This is a genomic window from Tardiphaga sp. 839_C3_N1_4, assembly GCF_051811045.1.
Taxonomy (GTDB): domain Bacteria; phylum Pseudomonadota; class Alphaproteobacteria; order Rhizobiales; family Xanthobacteraceae; genus Tardiphaga.
In genome coordinates this window covers 328,114-348,254 of the sequence record NZ_JBPWQD010000001.1, presented here as the reverse complement: position 1 = coordinate 348,254, position 20,141 = coordinate 328,114, and the positions used below count along the sequence as shown (strand labels likewise).

Here is a 20,141-nt window from a genome sequence, read left to right as displayed (position 1 = left end):
CCCGGAACGCATGAGCGGGTAAGAACCGCTTGTCGCATTCCGTTAGGAGGCCGGCTATATCCCCGAAGCGAAAGCCCTGAACACGGAGCTGGCACGCAACGTCTCGCGACCGGCGAGTATCAAGTCATCGACCTGCCCCTGCGGCAGCTGGAAACGCGTCGGAACGGCTTCGAGCACTGCGGCACGCGCCGGATCTAGCTGATCGAAGCCGAGCCGGCCGACGAAGAGCTCCAGATCGGTGCAGCGCCAGCCGGGCCGCGCGCCATAACGGGCACGCTCTGCCGCCGACAAGCCGCAGCGCCACTTGATCAGCGACGATTGCCAGTCCTTCATGGTTCGGTCGAATGCGGTGTAGCTGGAGCCGATGCTCGCATCCATAGTGGTGTCCACCGCAGCCTTGATCAGATCGACGCCTTCAGGCCCTTCCACCGTATTGATCCAGTTGCCGGAGAGACCGACTTTGGAATCCACCACCATAAATATCCCGCGGCGCAGCCGGACCGCCTGCTGCGGTGTCATCGGGCCATAGGGTGTCTCGGAGGATTCGCGCACGATAGTCAGCGCAGAGACGCCGTAATTGTCGACCAGGCCGCCATCCATCAGCTTGATGTAAGGCACCGCGCCGTCGCGGTAACGCATCACTGCCTTGGAATAGGCACTCAGCATCGGCGAAGCATTGCGGTTCGCGGCTGCGCGCGCGACCCAGGGCGGTAGCGGCTCGTTGCATGTGCCGGGGAAGGCCTGCACCACGGCCGGCGCAAAGGCGAGCGGCACTGCGGCCGACGCAGCCACGGCGCCCGACAGCGGATACTTGCTGAGATCGCTGCAGATCGCGGCAAACGCCGTGTTGTCGAACACGAACGGCACGCGGTTATAGATATCCGAGGCGTTGATCCAGACCCGTGGCGAACCGCTATTTCGCAGGCTGCCAAAAGTCGCATTTTGGAACAGGTTGGCGTCGAGCCAACTGGTGAAGCCCTTGGAGTCGTTGATGCCGCCGCCCAAGGCACGGCCGATAGTACCTAGGGACAACTGCGTGGTCAGTCCGGCCTCGGCATTCTGCAGCAGGAAACGTTCACGGAAGTCCGACAGCGCGGCGCGCTTCTTGAGGCCGAAATAGGCGGCGGTCACCGATCCGCCGGAGACGCCGGACAGAAAATCGATGCGTTCCAGCATGGTGTCGGAAGCGCCGCGCATGCGGATGCTGCCAAGCTCCTCCAGCACGCCAAACGAGAATGCCGCGGCGCGAGTGCCGCCGCCTGAGAACGAAAAGCCGATCAGCAGGTCGTCCTGCTCGGCAGCATCCTTGAAAACGGCGTCGAGATTGGGATCGAGGGAGGCGCCGGCCAGCGGCACGTTGGCGGGAAGGTTGTAGACCGACGTACAGCCCAGCAGCAGCGCACAGGTCGTGACCACGACACCGATCGAACGCAACGCACTCATCACTTCTCTACCGATCCCACAAGACGGCCGCACCAAACGGCACGGACCGTGTCCGGACGGTCCCCAATCCGGAATCTCAATCAGATATTACCGTAAAGCGTTGCAATTCGATGCAAACTGACGATCCGGCACCAATCGCGCCAGCAACGTGGCTAATGAATGGTGAAACAAGGTGCGCGCCAAAATGGCGCGGCGCCAATCCTCAGTTCAGCTGCGTGCCCGGCGCGGCATCAAATACCAGCGTGAACCAGCTGCCCTGCCCGCGAATGCTCTCGGCGTTGAACTTCACGTTCGGCGCATTCTCTTTGAGCGTCTGCAGGATCAGCGCGCCGAGCTTGCGCGGCGACGGCCATTCCTGACCTTCGCCAAGACCGACGCCGTCATCGGCGACAACCACCGTGATGTGGCCGCCTTCCAGCTTGCAGATCAGTTTGATCTGACCGCCGGCACGGCCGATGAAGGCGTATTTCAGCGCGTTGGTCAGCATCTCGTTGACCAACAGTCCCGCCGGCATCGCGATATTGATCGACATCGGGCAATAGCCGACCTGCACATCAAGCGTGATATCCGCCGTCGCGCTAGCAGCCATCACCGCATTGGCGATGTCCGATAGATACTGTCCGAGATCGATATCGGCTGCGGCGTTCTCGTCGGACAGCGTCCGGTACAGCACTGTCAGCGCATCAATTCGGCTCGCCAGCCTGCCGAGCGCAACCGCCTCGCCTTCCACTGCCGAGCGGGCTTCGAGCCGCACCAGCGCGGTGATGAGCTGCAGATTGTTCTTCACCCGGTGCTGCAGCTCGCGCATCAGCATGTCGCGGTCGCGGATCTGGTTCTCGAACTGCTCGATCTGCGCACGCTCGCGGCCGCCGACATCGACCAGCGCGGCGATCCGGAAATTCTCGACGCCGTCGTCACTCTCGATCACCGAGGCATAGGCCTGCACGATCACCAGCCGATCGACCGGCACCGACGGCCGGAACACGCCGATGAAGTCCTCGCCGTCGCGGATTGCCTCGCCGAGTGTCTGGCTCTGATTATCTTCGTTGAGAAAGCCGTCGAGGCAGGTCCAGCTCTGGCCTTCGACATCGGCCGGCGCCATTGCCATCAATTGCTCGAAGGCCTTGTTGATGTAGACAACCTGCTGATCGCTGCCCAATCCGCGCGAGATGGCGAGCGCAACGGGAACATGATCCAGCAGATGCTTGTAGCGATCATTCTCGATCGCCTGCGCAAGCTTCGGGGAACCCAGAATCTGATCGACCTGTTGGGAAGGCGGAAGCCCGTCGTCGGTGCTCATGCACGGTCCATGCTCATGGACAAACCATGACCAAGTGCACCGCAAAACGCAATGTCAAACGCGCAACAGGTGTAATTGAAGCAGCCGGATGATGTCAGGCCCACCACTTGGGCGGCGTGAAGCGCCCCGATGCCTGCTCGATGGTTTCGCCGAGCGAAAACAACGTCTCCTCATCGAACGGACGGCCGATCAGCTGCAATCCGAGCGGCAATCCCTGCGCATCCTTGCCCGCGGGAACCGCGATGCCCGGCAGGCCGGCCATGTTCACCGTCACCGTGAAGATGTCGTTGAGATACATCTCGATCGGATCGGCGCCGCCCTTCTCACCGATGCCGAATGCCGCCGACGGCGTCGCCGGCGTCAGGATGGCATGGATCCCCTTGGCGAAACACTCCTCGAAGTCGCGCTTGATCAGCGTGCGGACTTTTTGCGCGCGGAGATAGTAAGCGTCGTAATAGCCTGCCGAGAGGACATAGGTTCCGATCATCACGCGGCGGCGCACTTCCGCACCAAAGCCTTCAGCGCGGGTATTCTCATACATGTCACTGATGCTGCGGCCGGGCACGCGCAGGCCGTAGCGCACGCCGTCGTAGCGCGCGAGGTTCGACGAGGCTTCGGCGGGCGCGACGATGTAATAGGCCGGCAGCGCGTATTTGGTGTGCGGCAGCGACACGTCGACGAGTTCGGCACCGGCGGCCTTGAGCTGCGCAGCGCCTTCCGACCAAAGCTTTTCGATCTCGGCCGGCATGCCGTCGATGCGATATTCCTTGGGAATGCCGATCTTCATGCCCTTCACGGACTTCCCGATGGCTGCCTCATAGTCCGGCACCTCGCGATCGACCGAGGTGGAGTCCTTCGGATCGTAGCCGGCCATCGAGCGCATCAGGATCGCGGTATCGCGCACGGTGCGCGCGATCGGCCCGGCCTGATCGAGCGACGATGCGAAGGCGACCGTGCCCCAGCGCGAGCAGCGGCCATAGGTCGGCTTCATGCCGACGATGCCGGCGAAGGCCGCGGGCTGGCGGATCGAACCGCCGGTGTCGGTCGCAGTGGCACCGAGACAGAGCCCTGCGGCAACGGCCGATGCCGAGCCACCGGACGAGCCGCCGGGCACTAGATTGACGTCGGAACCTTCGCGTCGCCACGGATTGATCACCGGACCGAAGAACGAAGTCTCGTTCGCCGAGCCCATGGCGAATTCATCATTGTTGAGCTTGCCGAGCATCACGGCCCCGTCACGCCACAGCTGTGCGGTCACGGTCGACTCGTAAGGCGGCACGAAATTGCCGAGGATCTTCGAACACGCGGTTGTGCGCACGCCCCTGGTCGCGAACAGATCCTTGATGCCCAGCGGCACGCCACCGAGCCAGCCACCTTCGCCCTTGGCGAGTTTCGCGTCGGCCGCCTGCGCCATGGCGCGCGCCTGATCCGGCGTCTCCAGCACATAGGCGTTCAGCACGCGCGCGGCTTCCATCGCCTTGAGATGCGCATCGGTCAGTTCGACTGACGTGAAGGATTTGGTCGCAAGGCCGTCACGCGCCTCGGCGAGTGTCAGCGACGTCAGATCTGTCATCTATTTATTGACCGGGCTGCAAAAGAAGGGAGAGAGCGTCTTGTCGTTTTCAGGTGCATCTTTTTTGAAAGAGCTGCGGCGGAGCTTGTCGTCAGCCTCCTGTGCGGCCTGAACCTTGTCGAGAATGGCATCCATGGCCGCGTCAACGTCCTTGACCTTCCCCTGACGCTCCATCTCGTCGAGGTAGTCCATATAGAGCTGATAGGACTTTTCATCGTCGCAAAGCAGACACATGGCGGTTTCCGTCCGAACGGTTCTTGCGCGATTATTCGACGACTTTCGGCACCAGGAAGAAATGATCCTCCGACTCCGGCGCATTCGCCGTCACCGCATCGACGATCTCGCCGTCATTGACGACATCGGCGCGCTTCTTCATTTCCATCGGCATCACCGAGGTCATCGGCTCGACGCCGTCGACATTCACTTCCTGCAACTGCTCGACAAAGGCCAGCATCGCGTTCAGCTCACCCTGCAGATGGGGAACTTCGGCATCAGTGACCGCGATCCGCGCAAGATGCGCGATACGGCGAACAGTGGCTGCATCGACGGACATTATATAGGGCCTCTGGGCGAATTCTGCCCGCCGTATAGCAGACGGAGGTTTCGCGCCGCAACCGGCGGACGCCTCCGCCTTGTTTGGCGCCCTAGCCCCGCAATTCAGCCATTCGCGCCAATGCGGCGGCCGCCAGTGACCGTGTCAGCTCTGCCGCAGGCCGTTCGCTGCCCATTCCCACCGACTGTCCGGCCCAGAGATTGGTAAAATCGGCCCGTCCGAGCTTCTCGGCAGCGGCTTTCAGAGGCCCCAGCGCGGTCGCCGAATGCGGGAATGCCGGCGCATCGGGCGAGACCGGCCCGACCTCGCGCATCACGCGATTGATGACGCCCCGGGCTGGACGGCCAGTCATGACGTTGGTGATGACGGTGGAGGCATCCGACGCCCCGGCCAGGGCTGCACGACCCGGCCCGCTCACCTTGGATTCCGGCGTACGCAGATAGGCGGTGCCGATCTGCACACCGGCTGCGCCGAGCGCAAAGGCTGCCGCGATTCCGCGCCCATCGGCGATGCCGCCCGCCGCAATCACCGGCACCTTCACCGCGTCCACCATCTGCGGCAGCAGCGCGAACAGGCCGGGCTGGGTTGTGATATCCTCGGTCAGGAACATGCCGCGATGACCGCCGGCCTCCGCGCCCTGCGCGATGACCGCGTCGACGCCGCGCTCTTCGAGCCAGACGGCTTCCTTGACGATGGTCGCCGAGGCGATGACCCGACAGCCGGCTGCCTTGATGCGCTTCAAGAGCGCCGGGGCCGGCAGGCCGAAGTGAAAGCTGACCACTTCGGGCTTCAGCTCTTCCACCAGCGCGCACATCGCCTCGTCAAACGGCGCACGGTTGGCCGCATTGATGTCTGCATTCGGATCGAGCCCGAGTTCGGTGTAATAGGACGACAGCCGCTTGCGCCAGTTGGCCTCGCGTGCCGGATCAGCGTCCACCGCCGTGTGGCAGAAGTAATTCATGTTGACCGGCGCGGAGACGCGCTGGCGCACGATATTGATCTGCTCACGGGCTTTCTCCGGCGAGATCATTGCGCACGGCAACGAGGCCAGCGCGCCGCCCTCCGCTGCACCGATCATGATATCGGCATCCTGCACGCCGGCCATCGGCGCCTGCACGATGGGAAATTCGGTGCCGAAAAGGTCGATCAGTCGGCGGTCGGGCCACATGGGGGATCTCCGGATTCTTGCGACAATCTTGCGGCAATGCCTCTGAATCCAGCGGCAAAGCAGTGACGATCTTGGGACAGACCTGAGGAAGTGGCGCGCGCATCATTGCCGAGCCACACTCAGGCTAACACGGCCACGCCCGCGCGAGCTATGCGGTTGCGCGGGGGATGAGCATCCACTTGCGCAGCGCCACGCCGGCCCAGATCGCCTCCACCAGCCCGAACGGCCAGGCGCCCTGCAGGAAGCCATAGAGCGATCCGAGCCCGCAGGCGCCGGCAAAGGCCAGCGTGAACCACGGACTGCGTGCCTCCAGCGCATAGCAAACCAGCATGGCGCTGACTGCAAACAATCCGAACAGGCTGAGAGCGTCCATAGATCGGGCTCGTGACGTAAGACGCAGAAACGCGGGAACGATGCTACCTTGCCGCAAATCACCACCGATGTGAAACGCGACCGATGACCGCTGCCATTCCCGAACTGACGACGCCGCGCCTGATCCTGCGCCCGCTGAGCCTGGATGATGCCGATGCTGTGCAAAGGCTTTTCCCGCAGATGGAGGTGGTGCGTTTCCTGGCCAGCCGCGTGCCATGGCCCTACCCGGCTGATGGCGCCTTCACTTTCCTGCGCGATGTCGTGCTGCCGGGCATGGAGCGTGGCACCGAATGGCACTGGTCGATCCGCCTGAAGACCGCACCGGATCAGCTGATCGGTATGATCAATGTTCGTGACGGTGACGACGACAACCGCGGCTTCTGGCTAGATCCCGCCTGGCACGGACAAGGCCTGATGACCGAGGCCAGCGACGCCGTGACAGATTTCTGGTTCGATACGCTGCAGCGGCCCGTGTTGCGCGTCATCAAGGCCATCGCCAACACCGCATCGCGCCGGATTTCGGAAACGTCCGGCATGCGCGTGATCGCCACCGAGGAGCGCGATTACGTCTCCGGCCGTTGGCCCTCGGAAATCTGGGAAATGACCGCCGGGGAATGGCGCAGCCGCCGTCCGCGCCGATAATTGCGGCGCAGCGTTTGATCTGATGGCTCCGCGTGTTATGCGGGACCATGCCTGCAGTCATCCTTCCCCTCGTCGAAGCCGCCGCACATCTGCCCGCCCGCGGCGCGCTGATCGGTCTCGATCTCGGTACCAAGACCATTGGTGTCGCGGTGTCCGATCCCGATCGCCGTCTCGCGACCGGCATTGAGACTGTCGAGCGCACCGCTTTCAAGGCGGATGCCGCGCGCCTGATCAAGCTGGCCGGCGAGCGTAACATCTGTGGCTTCGTGCTCGGTCTTCCCATCAATATGGACGGCAGCGAGGGACCGCGCGCGCAATCGACGCGCGCCTTCGCCCGCAACTTCTCGAAACTGACTGAACTGCCGATCGCCTTCTGGGACGAGCGGCTCTCCACATCTGCGGTCGAGCGCGAACTAATTGCCAATGATGTTAGCCGCGCCAAGCGCGCCAAGGTCATCGACGAACATGCCGCGATCTTTATTCTTCAGGGCGCGCTAGATCGCCTCGCCGCCTTGCTGCGCACGCCGGATATTCGCTGACCCCATGCTGACGGTATTTGCCGCTCTCGTCCCGGTCTTCCTGCTCATCGTGCTCGGTTACGCGCTGCGGCGCCTGCTGCTGAAACAGAATATCGAATGGGTCGGGCTGGAACAGCTCGTCTATTACGTGCTGTTCCCCGCCCTGCTGATCGACACGCTGGCGCGGGCAAATCTGGCGTCGGTGCCGATCGCAGGTGTCGGCGGTGCCTTGTTGCTCTCCGTCATCCTGATGTCCGCGCTATGTCTGGCGCTGCGTCCGTTGCTGGCGCGGGCCATCGGCCTCGATGGGCCGGCCTTCACCTCGCTGTTTCAGGGCGCCACGCGTTGGCAGACCTTCGTGGCACTCTCGGTCGCCGGCAATCTGTGGGGCGATCTTGGTATCACGCTGGCCTCCGTCGCCATGGTGGCGATGATCCCGCTCCTGAATATTCTAGCGGTCTGGGTGCTGGCGCATTACGCCTCGCCGCAACGGCTGTCCTGGCCGGCGCTGCTGCTGACCATCGCCAAGAACCCGCTGATCTGGGCCTGCGTGATCGGCCTCGCGATCAACCTGGCCGGATTGCCCGTGCCGCGCCCCGCACACGAATTCCTCGATGCGCTCGGGCGCTGTTCGCTGGCGATGGGCCTGCTGATCGTCGGCGCCGGTCTGCAACTCGAAGGCCTGCACAAGCCCGGCATGGCTGCAGCACTGACAGTCGTCTTGAAACTCGCCGTGATGCCGCTGATCGCCATGGGCCTTGGCATCGCGTTCGGCCTGTCCGGTACCAACCTCGCGGTGGTCGTCTGCTGCGCGTCGGTGCCATCGGCGTCGAACGGCTATATTCTGGCGCGACAGATGGGCGGCGACGCGCCTCTGTTGGCGCAGATCCTGACCATTCAAACCACGCTGGCGGTGCTGACCATGCCGGTGTTCATTGCGCTGGCGGAATAGGTTTTTCTTTTTTGAGCATGATCCCGAAAACCGGTTCCCACTTTTCGGGATCATGCTCTAGGGCGATATCACGCCGTTCGCGATGAGCAGCGTCTGAACAGTCGCCGCCAAATTGTTGAGGCCGTGCAGAAAGATCGTCAGCCATGTCGAGTGGCTGCGATAGCGCATATAGCCGAACAGCAGGCCGATGGTGAAAATCTCGACGAAGAAAAACCAGTCATACTGCAGATGCATCGCCGTCCAGACCAGCGATGACGCCACGATGGCGCCAAACGGCCGCAAGAACGATTCCGACCAGCCGCGATAGAGGAAGCCACGCGCGAAGAACTCTTCGGTCATCGGCGCGCCGACACAGAACGCAATCACGAGCAGCCACAGCGCGCCGTCGGCGCGGGCCGACTTCAGCACTTCCAGCATGAAAGTCGGCGCGGAGTCGCGGCCCATGCCTTTTGCGACCAGCTCCCAGGCGCCGACCAGCACGATCAGCGCCACCGTGCCGATGACGTAGTTTTTCCAGGACGTGCCGCGTAGCCCCAGATAGTCCGCGAAGGATTGCCGCGCCATGCGCGTCGCCAGCCACAGCGCCAGACACACGGCCGGAAGCCCCATGAGAACGGACGCGGCGATGGTCGTGCCGCTGCTCATCGCCTTGATCAGCAGCGTCGCATCGAGTGGCGCATCCTTGATCAGCAGGTAATAGGCGACGACGGTCAACTGACCGACGAACATCGCTGCAAAAGCGAACAGCCCCCAGAGGCACGTGCCCCAGAATTTCCAGACCCGCGGCGGCTTTGTCGCGGGTGGCAGATCCGAGGGTACAACGAGAGCGATCGGCGTCTCCAGTGCACTCACTGCGGCAACGCCCGCTCGAGCAGTCCCCGGCCCTGAGCTTCGGTCAATTCAGCGGTGCCATAGATCGCGTTGCGCGCACCATCGAGGCGTGTCCGCGCAAATAGTTCAGCATGGGGCGGATGCACGATGTTCAGCGCGGCGCAGGCCGCCAGCAACGCCAGCGATTCCACTGCTTGCCGCGCAACACGCTCGCTATCGGGCCGCAGCAAGGTGCGGATGATGAAGGCCGCAGTGTCGGCCGCGCCGGGCAGTCCGCGCGTCTCCAGCATCAGCTCCTGCAGCACCGCGGTCGATGCGTCGCCTTCGCGCGACAGCGCCCGCAGCACATCGAGGCACATCACATTGCCGGAGCCTTCCCAGATCGCATTGACCGGCGCCTCGCGATAGTGCCGCGCCAGAATGCCGTCCTCGACATAGCCATTGCCGCCCATGCATTCCATCGCCTCGTAAAGGAAGCCCGGCGCCGACTTACAGACCCAGTATTTCACGACCGGCGTCAGGAAGCGCATATAGGCCGCCTCGGACGCATCCTCCGGTGCCACGTCGAACGCACGGCACAGCCGCATGACCAGCGCGGTGGATGCCTCGACATGCAGGGCCATATCAGCAAGCACGCTTTGCATCATCGGTTGATCGGCCAAGTGTTTCTGGAACACGCTGCGGTGCCTTGCGTGATGCAGCGCATGAACGAGGCCCGAGCGCATCAATCCGGCCGATGCTGTGGCGCAATCCTGCCGCGTCAGCTGCACCATCTGGATGATGGTGCGGATGCCCTTGCCTTCGTCGCCGACGCGCAGAGCATAGGCGTCGTTGAATTCGACTTCAGACGAGGCATTGGAGCGATTGCCAAGCTTGTCCTTCAGGCGCTGGAAATTCAGCGCATTGAGCGAACCGTCCGGCCGGTATCGCGGCATGAAGAAACAGCTCAACCCGTCCCCGGTCTGCGCCAGCACAAGGAATGCGTCGCACATTGGCGCTGACATGAACCATTTGTGGCCGCTGATACGATACGCATCGCCGTCGCGCACCGCGCGCGTCATGTTGCTGCGCACATCCGTGCCGCCCTGCCGCTCGGTCATCCCCATGCCCAGCGTCATGCCGCGCTTGGCCGACCAAGGCGCAAAGCTCGGATCGTAATCGCGGCTGGCAATCCGGGGCATGACCTGTGCCAGCACGTCGGGCTGCGAAGCCAATGCACCCACCGCGGCGCGCGTCATGGTGATCGGACACAGATGTCCGGTCTCGACCTGCGCCGCCATGAAGAACCTTGCCGCGCGCGCCACTTCGGACGCGCCGCGTGCGGACTTGCCGTCACGCGTCCATGTCGAGTTGTGAATGCCCGCAGCGACGCTCTGCGCCATCAATTCGTGATAGGCCGGATGAAACTCGACCTCGTCGCGCCTGTTGCCGCGCGCATCGAACGTCCGCAGCTTCGGCGTATTCTCGTTGGCCAGCCGCGCGCGCTGCGCCATCTCGGCCGATCCCCACAGCTGACCGAATTCGGCGTGGTCGACATAGGCGAACGAGCCCTCATTCATCGCAACCGCTTCCACGAGCGGCCGGTCCAGCTCGAACAGATTGACGCCCTCGAACGGTGGCGACTGGTTAAGCACCGCATGGATGGCAGAGGTGACGTCGGTCATGAATCAGTTCCGGCTGGAGGCGGTATTGCGAATCATTTTACGCCGGATTGACCGGGATTTCACGGGGCTATCTTGCCTGCCGTGCAATCGGGAAATCGTAGGCGCGCACGCCTGTGCCGGGCAGCGAGAAGTGCCACCATTCCTTGGAATAATTCACGAAGCCCTGCCTGCCCATCGCAGTCACCAAGAGATCGCGCCAGCGCCGCTGCGCGGGTGAAATCGCGCGCGATCCGGTATGCGCCTTGGCATCGGAGCAATCGTAACCCGTGCCCATATCGACACTGCCCTCGGGAGCGCGCTGTGCTTCCGGCGCGATGCAGCTTGCATAGGCCTTGTTCGGATCAAATGTCGGCGACGCCGGCGCGCGCAGATCGACCAGCGTCAGATCGAGCGCCGCGCCAGTGGAGTGGCCGGAGCGCTCGGCGATATAGCCGAGCCTGAACAGATCGGCTTTGCTGAAGGACGGATTGTAACGCTTCTGCGCCGGTGTCTCGTTGCCATCGCGCGCCCACGCCACCATGTCGCGCGACGCCCGCGCCGGCCGATAGCAATCCAGCATTTTCAGCGACAGGTTTTGCGCCAGAAGTTCGCGCTGCACCTTTTGCAGAGCGACGCCGACCGGGCGCTTCACCACGCATTCCGCGCTATCATAGCCGCTGAGCTTGCGACCGACGAAATTGTTGACGCCGGCATAGCGGATGTCCTGCCGGATCGAGGGATCGATATCGCGCAGGAACACGAAATCATCGGGCAGGTTTTGCGCATGCGCGACGACAGCGCCGAAGGCCAGAAAAAGCGACGCCGAAACCGTCGCGACCACTTGGTTCAGAGCATCTCTCATGACCGGTTCCGGAGCTCCAACCAAGGCGATTCTGCAGGGATTTGGTCTCATCATCTTTACCCTGCCGCCGGACTGACCGGGGGATAACCCGAAACCGGCCGAATCGCGCTTGCTCCGCTTTTCAACTCTGCCTATAGCTTTCGTTTTAATGACCCAAGCCACGAAATCCTCTTTCGTCCTCGGACACCGGCATTTGCTGGGCATCGAGGGCCTTTCCGCCGCGGATATCACCGGCCTCCTCGACCTGTCCGAGGAATATGTCGAGCTGAACCGCCAGGTCGACAAAAAGCGCTCCAGCCTGCGCGGTCGCACCCAGATCAATCTGTTTTTCGAAAATTCGACACGCACCCAGTCATCGTTTGAACTGGCCGGCAAGCGGCTTGGCGCCGATGTCATGAACATGTCGGTGTCATCGTCCTCGATCAAAAAGGGCGAGACGCTGATCGACACCGCGATGACGCTGAACGCGATGCATCCGGACATTCTCGTGATGCGCCATCATGCCTCCGGCGCGGTTGAACTGCTGGCGCGCAAGGTCGACGGCTCCGTCATCAATGCCGGCGACGGCGCCCATGAACATCCAACGCAAGCACTGCTCGACGCATTGACCATCCGTCGCAACAAGGGCCGGCTCGAAGGTCTCGTGATCGCGATCTGCGGCGACGTGCTGCATTCGCGGGTCGCGCGTTCCAACATTCTCTTGCTCAACACCATGGGCGCACGCGTCCGCGTCGTCGCGCCCTCCACGCTGCTGCCACCGGGCATCGAACGCATGGGCGTCGAGGTCGCGCGCGATATGCGCGAAGGCCTCAACGGCGCTGACATCGTGATGATGCTGCGGTTGCAGCGCGAGCGCATGAACGGCTCCTTCGTGCCGTCCTCTGCCGAATACTTCCAGTATTTCGGCCTCGACCAGAAGAAGCTCGCTTACGCCAAGCCCGATGCGCTGGTGATGCATCCCGGCCCGATGAACCGCGGCGTCGAGATCGACTCCCTCGTCGCGGACGGCGCGCAGTCGCTGATCCGCGAACAGGTCGAGATGGGCGTGGCGGTCCGCATGGCCGTGCTCGAAGCGCTCGCGCGCAACCTGCCGAACGCGTGACGCCATGCTGACAGACCGCCGCCCTATCCTCCTCGCCAATGCGCACCTGATCGATCCGTCATGTGACCTCGACGGTCCCGGGGATGTGCTGATCGCCGATGGCATGATCCGCGACGCCCGCCGCGGCATTGGCGCGGCCGGCGTGCCCGAAGGCACCGACATCATCAATTGCGCCGGCAAGGTCGTGGCGCCCGGCCTCATCGACATGCGCGCTTTCGTCGGCGAACCCGGCGCCAGCCACCGTGAGACTTTCGCCTCTGCCAGCCGTGCAGCCGCAGCCGGCGGCATCACCACCATCATCTGCCAGCCGGATACCTCGCCGACCATCGACAACTCAGCCACCGTCGACTTCGTGCTGCGGCGCGCCCGCGACACCGCCATCGTCAACATCCATCCGATGGCCGCGCTGACCAAGGGCCTCGAAGGCCATGAGATGACCGAGATCGGGCTGCTGAAAGCGGCCGGCGCCGTCGCTTTCACAGATGCCGACAAGAGCATCACCAACGCGCAGATCATGCGCCGCGCGCTGACCTATGCACGCGATTTCGACGCACTGATCGTGCATTACACCGAGGATCCCGACCTCGTCGGCGAAGGCGTGATGAATGAAGGCGAGCGCGCGTCACGGCTCGGCCTGATGGGAATTCCCAATGCTGCCGAAGCCATCATGCTGGAGCGCGACATGCGTCTCGTCGCCCTCACCGGCGGGCGCTACCATGCGGCCTCCCTGACCTGTATCGAATCCATCGAGATCCTGAAGCGCGCCCGCGACGCCGGCTTGCGTGTCAGCGCCTCCGCGTCGATCAATCACCTGACGCTGAACGAAAACGATATCGGGCCCTATCGCTCCTATCTCAAATTGTCGCCGCCGCTCCGCACCGAAGAGAACCGCCGCGCGCTGGTCGAGGCCGTCGCGTCAGGATTGATCGACGTCATCATGTCCGACCACAATCCGCAGGACGTCGAGACCAAGCGGCTGCCATTTGCAGAAGCCGCGCCGGGTGCCATCGGCCTCGAAACAATGCTGTCGGCGGGATTGCGGCTGATCCACAATGGCGAGCTCACCTTCACCCAGTTGATCCGTGCGATGTCGACACGCCCGGCCGAACTGCTCGGCCTGCCCGGCGGCACGCTGCGCCCCGGCGCTGTCGCCGACATCATTGTCATTGACGCCGATGTGCCGTGGGTGCTGGATCCCGCGGACCTGAAGTCGCAATGCAAGAATACGCCATTCGACGAAGCCCGCTTCACGGGGCGCGTCGCACGCACTATTGTTGGCGGACGCACCGTTTACGAGCACGTCTGACGCCATAAGCGCGTCTCAGGGCACCGAAAGCGCGAAGCGCGTCTGGGAGCACGAAAGTGCGAAGCGCGTCTTAGAATAGAGGTCCAATGATCGTTCTCTACATATTCGCTGCCGCGCTCGGTTATTTCCTCGGCTCGGTTCCGTTCGGGCTGGTGCTGACCAAGCTCGCCGGCACACAGGACATCCGCACCATTGGCTCCGGCAATATCGGCGCCACCAACGTGCTGCGCACCGGCCGCAAGGGCCTCGCTGCAGCCACGCTGCTGCTCGACGCCCTCAAGGGCACCGTCGCCGTGATCATCGCCGGCAGCGTCGGCGGTCCCGTCCCGGCCATGATCGCCGGTCTCTTCGCTTTCTTGGGGCACCTCTTCCCGGTTTGGCTCGGCTTCAAGGGCGGCAAGGGTGTTGCTGTCTATATCGGCATCATGTTCGGCCTGTACTGGCCTGCCGCCATCGTGTTCTGTCTCGCCTGGCTCGCCTGCGCCTTCACCTCGCGCTACTCGTCGTTTTCAGCACTGACCGCCAGCGCCATCACGCCGATCTTCCTGTGGTGGGCAAAAGCCCCGCAACTCGCCGTGCTGGCCACCGCACTGACGCTCCTGCTGTGGTTCATGCACCGCGAGAACATCAAGCGACTGCTGAACGGCACCGAAGGCAAGATCGGACAGAAGTAGAACCCCGTCCTTTTTGGTTCTGCTGCAATCAATGCAGGTGAACCTTGACGCCTTTCGCCTTGAGCGCTTCCAGCGCCACACGATCTGGCGCGTCGTTTTCATAACAGGCAAACCGCTCCAAAGCCGGGAGACTCAGCAGGGTCGCAGCCGGCAGCTTCGTTCCCGACCCCAGATCGAGCGAACGTAAATCGGGCAAAAGTGAAAGCGGGCTCAGATCATTCGCTTCCAGCAATGCGATATCGTTGAAATCTCGTAGATGTGTCAGCTGCTCGATGCCTTCCAGGCTGCGCACATAAAAATCGGCGGTCTCGCCGCTCCACCCCGGCCAGATGTAGTCATAGATCGCATTGCCGGCGTCGAAACACAGCGCTGTCACCGCTGACAGCTGATCCGGTGTGAGCGGGATACGAACGAGATAATCGTAAGCAGGCTGGCATTTGTGCGGCCACTGGCTATCGTCGCGCGGATCAAAGGGCCGGCCCAGCACCTGCGACAAAAACTGGGAAGCACTTCCGAGATCAATCAATCCCACTTCCAGAAGCGCATCAAGCACCACCAGTTTGAAATTCGGATCGGCGAATGGTGCACCGGCCGGCAGATCGGGTGGTACAAGAGCGGGCATCTCCGCCACATAGATCGCATCCGGGTAGAAGAGTTGAAGACCGAGCAGTCGTTCGTCGCGGAATAACGCAGTCAATTGCATCCCGTCGGCCGCCGATGCGCCGTAAAGCTGCAACGTCTGAGACACACCGGCGATGTCCTGCACAAAAGCAAGCGAGGGATATTCGGCTTTCGCCGCCTGTAGCGTCATGCCTAGCTGCAGTTGATCGCCCATCGCCGGTTTAGGGAACGCGGCATGTATGTTGAGATGGCGGATGACGCCGTGAATATCGACCCGCGCTGAGAAACCACCGACCACATCGCGCGCTGGTCTGACCCAGCCTTCATCGCCCGGCGTCAGCGGGCGCCAATGCGCCCCCAGCGCTTGCGACAGACGCGATACAGGCATTCCCGGACGCAGTTGTGCGAGGGCTTCGATATCGACGGTGTGGCTGGGCACGACGGAACTCACTGCTGTGAATGCAGCTGTTAGTGATCCGCTGGCCGAAATAGTTCATCACCCAAGACAACCACAAGCGTTCCCGCGCACTCGCTCAAAACACCCGCGCGCCCTGCTTCGCGTCGAGATCGAACTCCCAGATCTCGATGCCGCGGCTGATCAGGTGACCGTTGTTCTTGATATAATGCGAGATCAGACTCACCTTCGAATGCGGGTGAAGATGTTTGAGCACGAACAGAATCTTCCGATAGTCGCGAGGCGCCGCGCCGAACAGCAGCATGGCTTCGTTCATGCCGCGGATCTTGGCGCTCGGCCGATTGCCGGACACTGTCCAGGTGTAGGACTTGCATTCGACCAGGATGCGCGGGCTGGCGCTGCCGAGATCGAAGCGCTTGTTCTTCTGCAGCCGGTGGCCGACGGGTACGACGAAATTGCGCGCAAGCTGCACGCCCTCGGAATGAAAGAAGATCTGCGCCGCTTCCTCGAACTCACGCCCAACGGCGGCGTTGCTCGATGCGCCGATCCGCTGGAAGTTGTTCACGTCCCAAAGCATTGCCATCACTGAACACAAGCCATCAGGGCTCACCCCTACTCTCGCACCTTAAGTGCGAATGTCAATTGAATGCATCCTTAAGTTGATGGATGCTCTCCACCGGGGGAGCATGGTTTGGACAGCATCTCACAGGGCAGCAGACAGCTCACGGACGCCCAGCGGCTCGACTGGCTGCGGCTGATCCGCAGCGACAATGTGGGGCCGCGCACCTTCCGGTCGCTCATCAGCCATTTCGGCAGCGCACGCGGCGCGCTGGAGCAGCTGCCCGATCTGGCGCGCCGGGGCGGCGCGACCCGCGCCGGCCGGATCTGCAGCACCGACGATGCCCAGCGTGAACTCGACCTCGGACGCAAGATGGGTGTCGCGCTCGTCGCGCCCAGTGAGCCCGGCTACCCGCCGCGATTGGCGGGGATCGACGACGCACCGCCGCTGCTCGGCATCCGCGGCAAGGTGGATGCGCTGATGCGGCCAATGCTCGCCATCGTCGGCTCGCGCAATGCGTCCGGCGCAGGACTGAAATTCGCGGAGAGACTGGCGCGCGATCTCGGCGACGCAGGCTTCGTGATCGTGTCGGGGCTCGCACGCGGCATCGATCAGGCCGCGCATCGCGCCAGCCTGAATGCAGGCACCGTCGCGGTGCTGGCTGGCGGTCATGACAAGATCTATCCGCCCGAACACGAGGACCTGCTGCTCGCCCTGCTGGACAACGGCGGCGCGATTTCGGAGATGCCGCTCGCCCATGTCCCGCGCGCCCGCGATTTTCCCCGCCGCAATCGTCTGATCTCCGGCGCCGCGCTCGGCGTCGTGGTCATCGAAGCCGCGCATCGCTCGGGCTCGCTGATCACCGCACGGATGGCTGCCGAACAGGGCCGCGAAGTGTTTGCCGTGCCGGGCTCGCCGCTCGATCCCCGCGCCGCCGGCACCAACGACCTCATCAAGCAGGGCGCGGCGCTCGTGACCGAAGCCTCCGATGTGATCAATGCGGTCGCACCGATCATGGAGCGGCCGATCGAATTGTCGAGCCGCGAACCGGACGACGTCACGTCATTCGATGAACCAGACAGCAGCGATCGCGCGCGCGTCATCGCCTTGCTCAGTCCAAGCCCGATCGGCATCGACGATCTGATCCGCCTCGCCGGCACGTCGGCCGCCACCGTCCGCATCGTGCTGCTGGAGCTCGAGCTTGCCGGACGGCTCGAGCGTCACGGTGGCGGGCTGGTGTCGATGATCTGAGGACTCAGTCCTCCGAATTGCGCCCGTCGAAGTTTTTCCGCGCGGTGTCGATATCGGACAGATGTTGCTGCGCCCATGCGCCGAGCTTCATGACCGGATCGCTCAGGCCTCGGCCGAGATCCGTGAGTTCATAGTCCACACGCGGGGGCACGGTCGGAAACACTGTGCGCGTCACCAGCCCATCGCGTTCAAGCCCGCGCAGCGTGAGGGTCAGCATCCGCTGCGAGATGCCGCCGATCATGCGCTTCAATTCGTTGAAGCGCCGCGGGCCGTCCCCGAGCAGCATGATCACCAGCACGCTCCATTTGTCGCCGACCCGCGCCAACACTGACGCGACGCCGCGGCAGTCGCTTTCCTGATGCGGAATCGCCGGCAAAGCAGGCACCTTTTTGTGCTCGGGTTTCAAAATTGTGCCTTCTTGCGCAGTTTTTGACAGTCACTCATCTAGCGTCAGTTACAAACCTATACCAGGGATGACCCAGATGAAACTGCTCCATATCGATTCCAGCGTGCTCGGCCCCCACTCCGTCAGCCGGCAGGTATCCGCCGCCATCGCCGACCGGCTGGCGAAGGCCAATCCCGGCCTCGAGACCACCTATCGCGATCTCACCACCACGCCGCTGGCGCATCTGTCCGGCTCCCATCTCGCCGTCGCGCAGGGCGCAGCGCCCGATGCGGCGCTTCAGCCCGATCTCGCCGCCGGTAGTGCCGTGCTGGAGGAGTTTCTTGCTGCCGATATCGTGGTGATCGGCGCACCGATGTACAACTTTACCATCCCGAGCCAGCTCAAGGCCTGGATCGACCGTGTCCTCGTCGCCGGCAAGACATTCAAATATGGCGACAAGGGTGCCGAAGGCCTCGCGGGCAGCAAGCGCGTCATCGTCGCCATTTCACGCGGCGGCTTCTACGGCGCGGACATGCCGACGGCTGCCGGCGAACATCTCGAAACCTATCTGCGCTGGGTGTTCGGCTTCATCGGTGTCACCAATCTCGAATTCATCGCCGCCGACGGCATCATGATGGGACCGGAGCTACGCGAGAAAGCCGTTGCCGGTGCCTTGCAGGCAGCGACGGATCTGCACGCGGCTTAACCCAACACTCCCATAGCGAGCTTGAACCGGCCTGCCGGTTCAAGCGGTCTTGCTCGTCGGGAAGCGAGACCTCAGAACCACTCACCCGGCACATATTTATCGAGCAACAAAACGCTCAACGAGATCAACAAGCCGATTGCGCTAAACAGCGCGACCGTCGCGAGTGGGTGACTTTCGGTACGTGCAGAAATGACCGCAGGTTCGGAGATGCGCGCGACTTTGGTCATGTGGCCTCCTGTGCGTCGCTCCAGCCCGCTTCAAATGTCTGACCGGCAGCCACAATGGTTCAGCGCATTCAAACATTATCTTCAGGAGATACCGACGTACCTCGAACGCGTTCGAGAGACGCCGGCACTCTTGTACTGTTTGATCAGCAATCAGCCACGAAACGCCGGTGCGCCGGCTGGCGATGACGTGACGCCGCCATCGACAAAGATCTCCGCCCCCTGCACGTTCGATGAATCGTCGGATGCCAGAAACAGCACCGTCTTCGCGACCTCTTCCGGCTTGCCGAAACGCCCGAGCGGGATGGTCTGCGACAGGCGCTTCTCGAATGCGTTGAAAGCTTCCGGCGTCGGCGCAACACGGTCCCAGATCGGCGTCGCGGTTGCGCCGGGCGAGACGACATTGACGCGGATATTGCGCGGCGACAGCTCGGACGCCATCACGCGGGCCATCGCGCGCACGCCGGCCTTGCTCGCGGCATAGGCGGCATAGCCGGGATTGCCGAGTACCGAGATCACCGAACCGTTGAGAATGATCGACGCGCCATCGTTGAGATGCGCGGCTGCCGCCTGCACGGTGAAGAACACGGCGGTGATGTTGGTCTTCAAAACGGACTCGAATACATCAAGCGCGGTGCCGCCCACCGGCGTATGCGCGCTAATGCCGGCATTGGCGAATACGATGTCGAGCTTGCCGAATTTCTCGACCGCTTTGGTCACGGCGTTCTCTGTAGCAGCGATGTCAGTCGCATCAGCGACGATGCCGATCGCATTCGGGCCGAGTTCGGCCACTGCCGCGTCCAGCTTGGCCTTGTCGCGGCCGGTGATGGCCACCTTGGCGCCCTCAGCGACGAAGAGCTTCGCCGTGGTCAGTCCGATACCGCTATTGCCGCCCGTGATGAGCGCCGTCTTGTTCGCCAAACGCATGGTGATCTCCTGATGATCAAGTGGTTGCTTTTTAAAACCACATGGACATTTAGAGCGAGTGGTTTCATAATGCAACCACTCGACCAGTCGATCGCAAGATTTTCTTTTTCCGTC

At 62.9% G+C, this 20,141-nt stretch carries 23 protein-coding genes; 8 read left to right on the top strand and 15 right to left on the bottom strand.

The window, feature by feature from the left end:
* Window positions 1-54 precede the first annotated feature (54 nt).
* The 7 genes from AB8A38_RS02015 to AB8A38_RS01985 form a co-directional block, all read right to left on the bottom strand.
* Window positions 55-1,443 (bottom strand): patatin-like phospholipase family protein, encoded by a 1,389-nt coding sequence (locus AB8A38_RS02015; RefSeq protein WP_439084770.1) that lies wholly within the window; start codon window positions 1,441-1,443, stop codon window positions 55-57.
* Between the two features lie 202 nt (window positions 1,444-1,645).
* Complete coding sequence (locus AB8A38_RS02010) at window positions 1,646-2,743, bottom strand: sensor histidine kinase (protein ID WP_315842623.1); 1,098 nt, start codon at window positions 2,741-2,743, stop codon at window positions 1,646-1,648.
* A gap of 94 nt (window positions 2,744-2,837) precedes the next feature.
* A complete protein-coding gene (gatA, locus tag AB8A38_RS02005) occupies window positions 2,838-4,316 on the bottom strand; it encodes an Asp-tRNA(Asn)/Glu-tRNA(Gln) amidotransferase subunit GatA (RefSeq protein ID WP_439084769.1) in 1,479 nt (492 codons plus the stop codon).
* The gene (locus tag AB8A38_RS02000) at window positions 4,317-4,550 is read right to left on the bottom strand and encodes a hypothetical protein (protein WP_068732436.1); all 234 of its coding nucleotides are present in this window, start codon (window positions 4,548-4,550) and stop codon (window positions 4,317-4,319) included. It lies immediately after the preceding gene.
* 31 nt (window positions 4,551-4,581) lie between these two features.
* On the bottom strand, window positions 4,582-4,869 hold the full coding sequence (gene gatC / locus AB8A38_RS01995; RefSeq protein WP_093761362.1) for an Asp-tRNA(Asn)/Glu-tRNA(Gln) amidotransferase subunit GatC: 288 nt from the start codon (window positions 4,867-4,869) through the stop codon (window positions 4,582-4,584).
* Between the two features lie 91 nt (window positions 4,870-4,960).
* Window positions 4,961-6,037 carry an NAD(P)H-dependent flavin oxidoreductase gene (locus tag AB8A38_RS01990; RefSeq protein ID WP_439084768.1) on the bottom strand — a complete coding sequence of 359 codons (1,077 nt, stop codon included), beginning with the start codon at window positions 6,035-6,037 and terminating at the stop codon, window positions 4,961-4,963.
* Between the two features lie 148 nt (window positions 6,038-6,185).
* On the bottom strand, window positions 6,186-6,410 hold the full coding sequence (locus AB8A38_RS01985; protein ID WP_068732430.1) for a hypothetical protein: 225 nt from the start codon (window positions 6,408-6,410) through the stop codon (window positions 6,186-6,188).
* 83 nt (window positions 6,411-6,493) lie between these two features.
* On the opposite strand from AB8A38_RS01985, the gene AB8A38_RS01980 reads away from it, so the two are divergent.
* The 3 genes from AB8A38_RS01980 to AB8A38_RS01970 are packed head-to-tail and all read left to right on the top strand — an operon-like array spanning window position 6,494 to window position 8,521.
* Entirely contained in the window at window positions 6,494-7,051 is a 558-nt protein-coding gene (locus AB8A38_RS01980) for a GNAT family N-acetyltransferase (RefSeq protein WP_439084767.1), read from the top strand.
* A 47-nt stretch (window positions 7,052-7,098) separates the two neighbouring features.
* Window positions 7,099-7,590 carry a Holliday junction resolvase RuvX gene (gene ruvX, locus AB8A38_RS01975; RefSeq protein WP_068732426.1) on the top strand — a complete coding sequence of 164 codons (492 nt, stop codon included), beginning with the start codon at window positions 7,099-7,101 and terminating at the stop codon, window positions 7,588-7,590.
* 4 nt (window positions 7,591-7,594) lie between these two features.
* A complete protein-coding gene (locus AB8A38_RS01970) occupies window positions 7,595-8,521 on the top strand; it encodes an AEC family transporter (protein WP_439084766.1) in 927 nt (308 codons plus the stop codon).
* Window positions 8,522-8,578: 57 nt separating this feature from the next.
* On the opposite strand, the gene AB8A38_RS01965 is transcribed toward AB8A38_RS01970, so the two are convergent.
* From AB8A38_RS01965 to AB8A38_RS01955, 3 genes are all read right to left on the bottom strand, one after another.
* Window positions 8,579-9,373, bottom strand: coding sequence for a lysostaphin resistance A-like protein (locus tag AB8A38_RS01965; protein WP_439084765.1), 795 nt, complete (start codon window positions 9,371-9,373; stop codon window positions 8,579-8,581).
* Window positions 9,370-11,016: an isovaleryl-CoA dehydrogenase gene (locus AB8A38_RS01960; protein ID WP_439084764.1), complete on the bottom strand. Its 1,647-nt coding sequence runs from the start codon at window positions 11,014-11,016 to the stop codon at window positions 9,370-9,372. The genes AB8A38_RS01965 and AB8A38_RS01960 overlap by 4 nt, the downstream gene beginning before the upstream one ends.
* 67 nt (window positions 11,017-11,083) lie before the next feature.
* The gene (locus AB8A38_RS01955) at window positions 11,084-11,857 is read right to left on the bottom strand and encodes a M15 family metallopeptidase (RefSeq protein ID WP_439084763.1); all 774 of its coding nucleotides are present in this window, start codon (window positions 11,855-11,857) and stop codon (window positions 11,084-11,086) included.
* A gap of 148 nt (window positions 11,858-12,005) precedes the next feature.
* Between AB8A38_RS01955 and AB8A38_RS01950 the strand changes: the two genes are divergently transcribed.
* The 3 genes from AB8A38_RS01950 to plsY all read left to right on the top strand — a co-directional run bounded on the left by AB8A38_RS01950 (window position 12,006) and on the right by plsY (window position 14,939).
* The gene (locus AB8A38_RS01950) at window positions 12,006-12,959 is read left to right on the top strand and encodes an aspartate carbamoyltransferase catalytic subunit (RefSeq protein ID WP_089263769.1); all 954 of its coding nucleotides are present in this window, start codon (window positions 12,006-12,008) and stop codon (window positions 12,957-12,959) included.
* A gap of 4 nt (window positions 12,960-12,963) precedes the next feature.
* Window positions 12,964-14,265 (top strand): dihydroorotase, encoded by a 1,302-nt coding sequence (locus AB8A38_RS01945; RefSeq protein ID WP_439084762.1) that lies wholly within the window; start codon window positions 12,964-12,966, stop codon window positions 14,263-14,265.
* Window positions 14,266-14,351: 86 nt separating this feature from the next.
* Window positions 14,352-14,939 (top strand): glycerol-3-phosphate 1-O-acyltransferase PlsY, encoded by a 588-nt coding sequence (plsY, locus tag AB8A38_RS01940; RefSeq protein ID WP_439084761.1) that lies wholly within the window; start codon window positions 14,352-14,354, stop codon window positions 14,937-14,939.
* A gap of 28 nt (window positions 14,940-14,967) precedes the next feature.
* Here plsY and AB8A38_RS01935 read toward each other — a convergent pair whose 3' ends face one another.
* Window positions 14,968-15,999 (bottom strand): DUF6892 domain-containing protein, encoded by a 1,032-nt coding sequence (locus AB8A38_RS01935; RefSeq protein WP_439084760.1) that lies wholly within the window; start codon window positions 15,997-15,999, stop codon window positions 14,968-14,970.
* A gap of 94 nt (window positions 16,000-16,093) precedes the next feature.
* Window positions 16,094-16,558, bottom strand: a complete 465-nt coding sequence (locus AB8A38_RS01930; protein WP_439084759.1) for a hypothetical protein — start codon at window positions 16,556-16,558, stop codon at window positions 16,094-16,096.
* A gap of 108 nt (window positions 16,559-16,666) precedes the next feature.
* Here AB8A38_RS01930 and dprA point away from each other — a divergent pair, with 108 nt between their 5' ends.
* The gene (gene dprA, locus AB8A38_RS01925; RefSeq protein ID WP_315842637.1) at window positions 16,667-17,785 is read left to right on the top strand and encodes a DNA-processing protein DprA; all 1,119 of its coding nucleotides are present in this window, start codon (window positions 16,667-16,669) and stop codon (window positions 17,783-17,785) included.
* Between the two features lie 4 nt (window positions 17,786-17,789).
* Here the strand turns inward: dprA and AB8A38_RS01920 are convergent, their stop codons facing one another.
* Window positions 17,790-18,170 carry a winged helix-turn-helix transcriptional regulator gene (locus AB8A38_RS01920; RefSeq protein WP_315842638.1) on the bottom strand — a complete coding sequence of 127 codons (381 nt, stop codon included), beginning with the start codon at window positions 18,168-18,170 and terminating at the stop codon, window positions 17,790-17,792.
* Between the two features lie 97 nt (window positions 18,171-18,267).
* Between AB8A38_RS01920 and AB8A38_RS01915 the strand changes: the two genes are divergently transcribed.
* On the top strand, window positions 18,268-18,876 hold the full coding sequence (locus AB8A38_RS01915; RefSeq protein ID WP_315842639.1) for an FMN-dependent NADH-azoreductase: 609 nt from the start codon (window positions 18,268-18,270) through the stop codon (window positions 18,874-18,876).
* Between the two features lie 71 nt (window positions 18,877-18,947).
* Here AB8A38_RS01915 and AB8A38_RS01910 read toward each other — a convergent pair whose 3' ends face one another.
* Together AB8A38_RS01910 and AB8A38_RS01905 are read right to left on the bottom strand one after the other, a co-directional pair.
* Window positions 18,948-19,103, bottom strand: coding sequence for a hypothetical protein (locus AB8A38_RS01910; RefSeq protein ID WP_170849816.1), 156 nt, complete (start codon window positions 19,101-19,103; stop codon window positions 18,948-18,950).
* 150 nt (window positions 19,104-19,253) lie between these two features.
* Window positions 19,254-20,027, bottom strand: coding sequence for an SDR family NAD(P)-dependent oxidoreductase (locus tag AB8A38_RS01905; RefSeq protein WP_315842640.1), 774 nt, complete (start codon window positions 20,025-20,027; stop codon window positions 19,254-19,256).
* Window positions 20,028-20,141 lie beyond the last annotated feature (114 nt).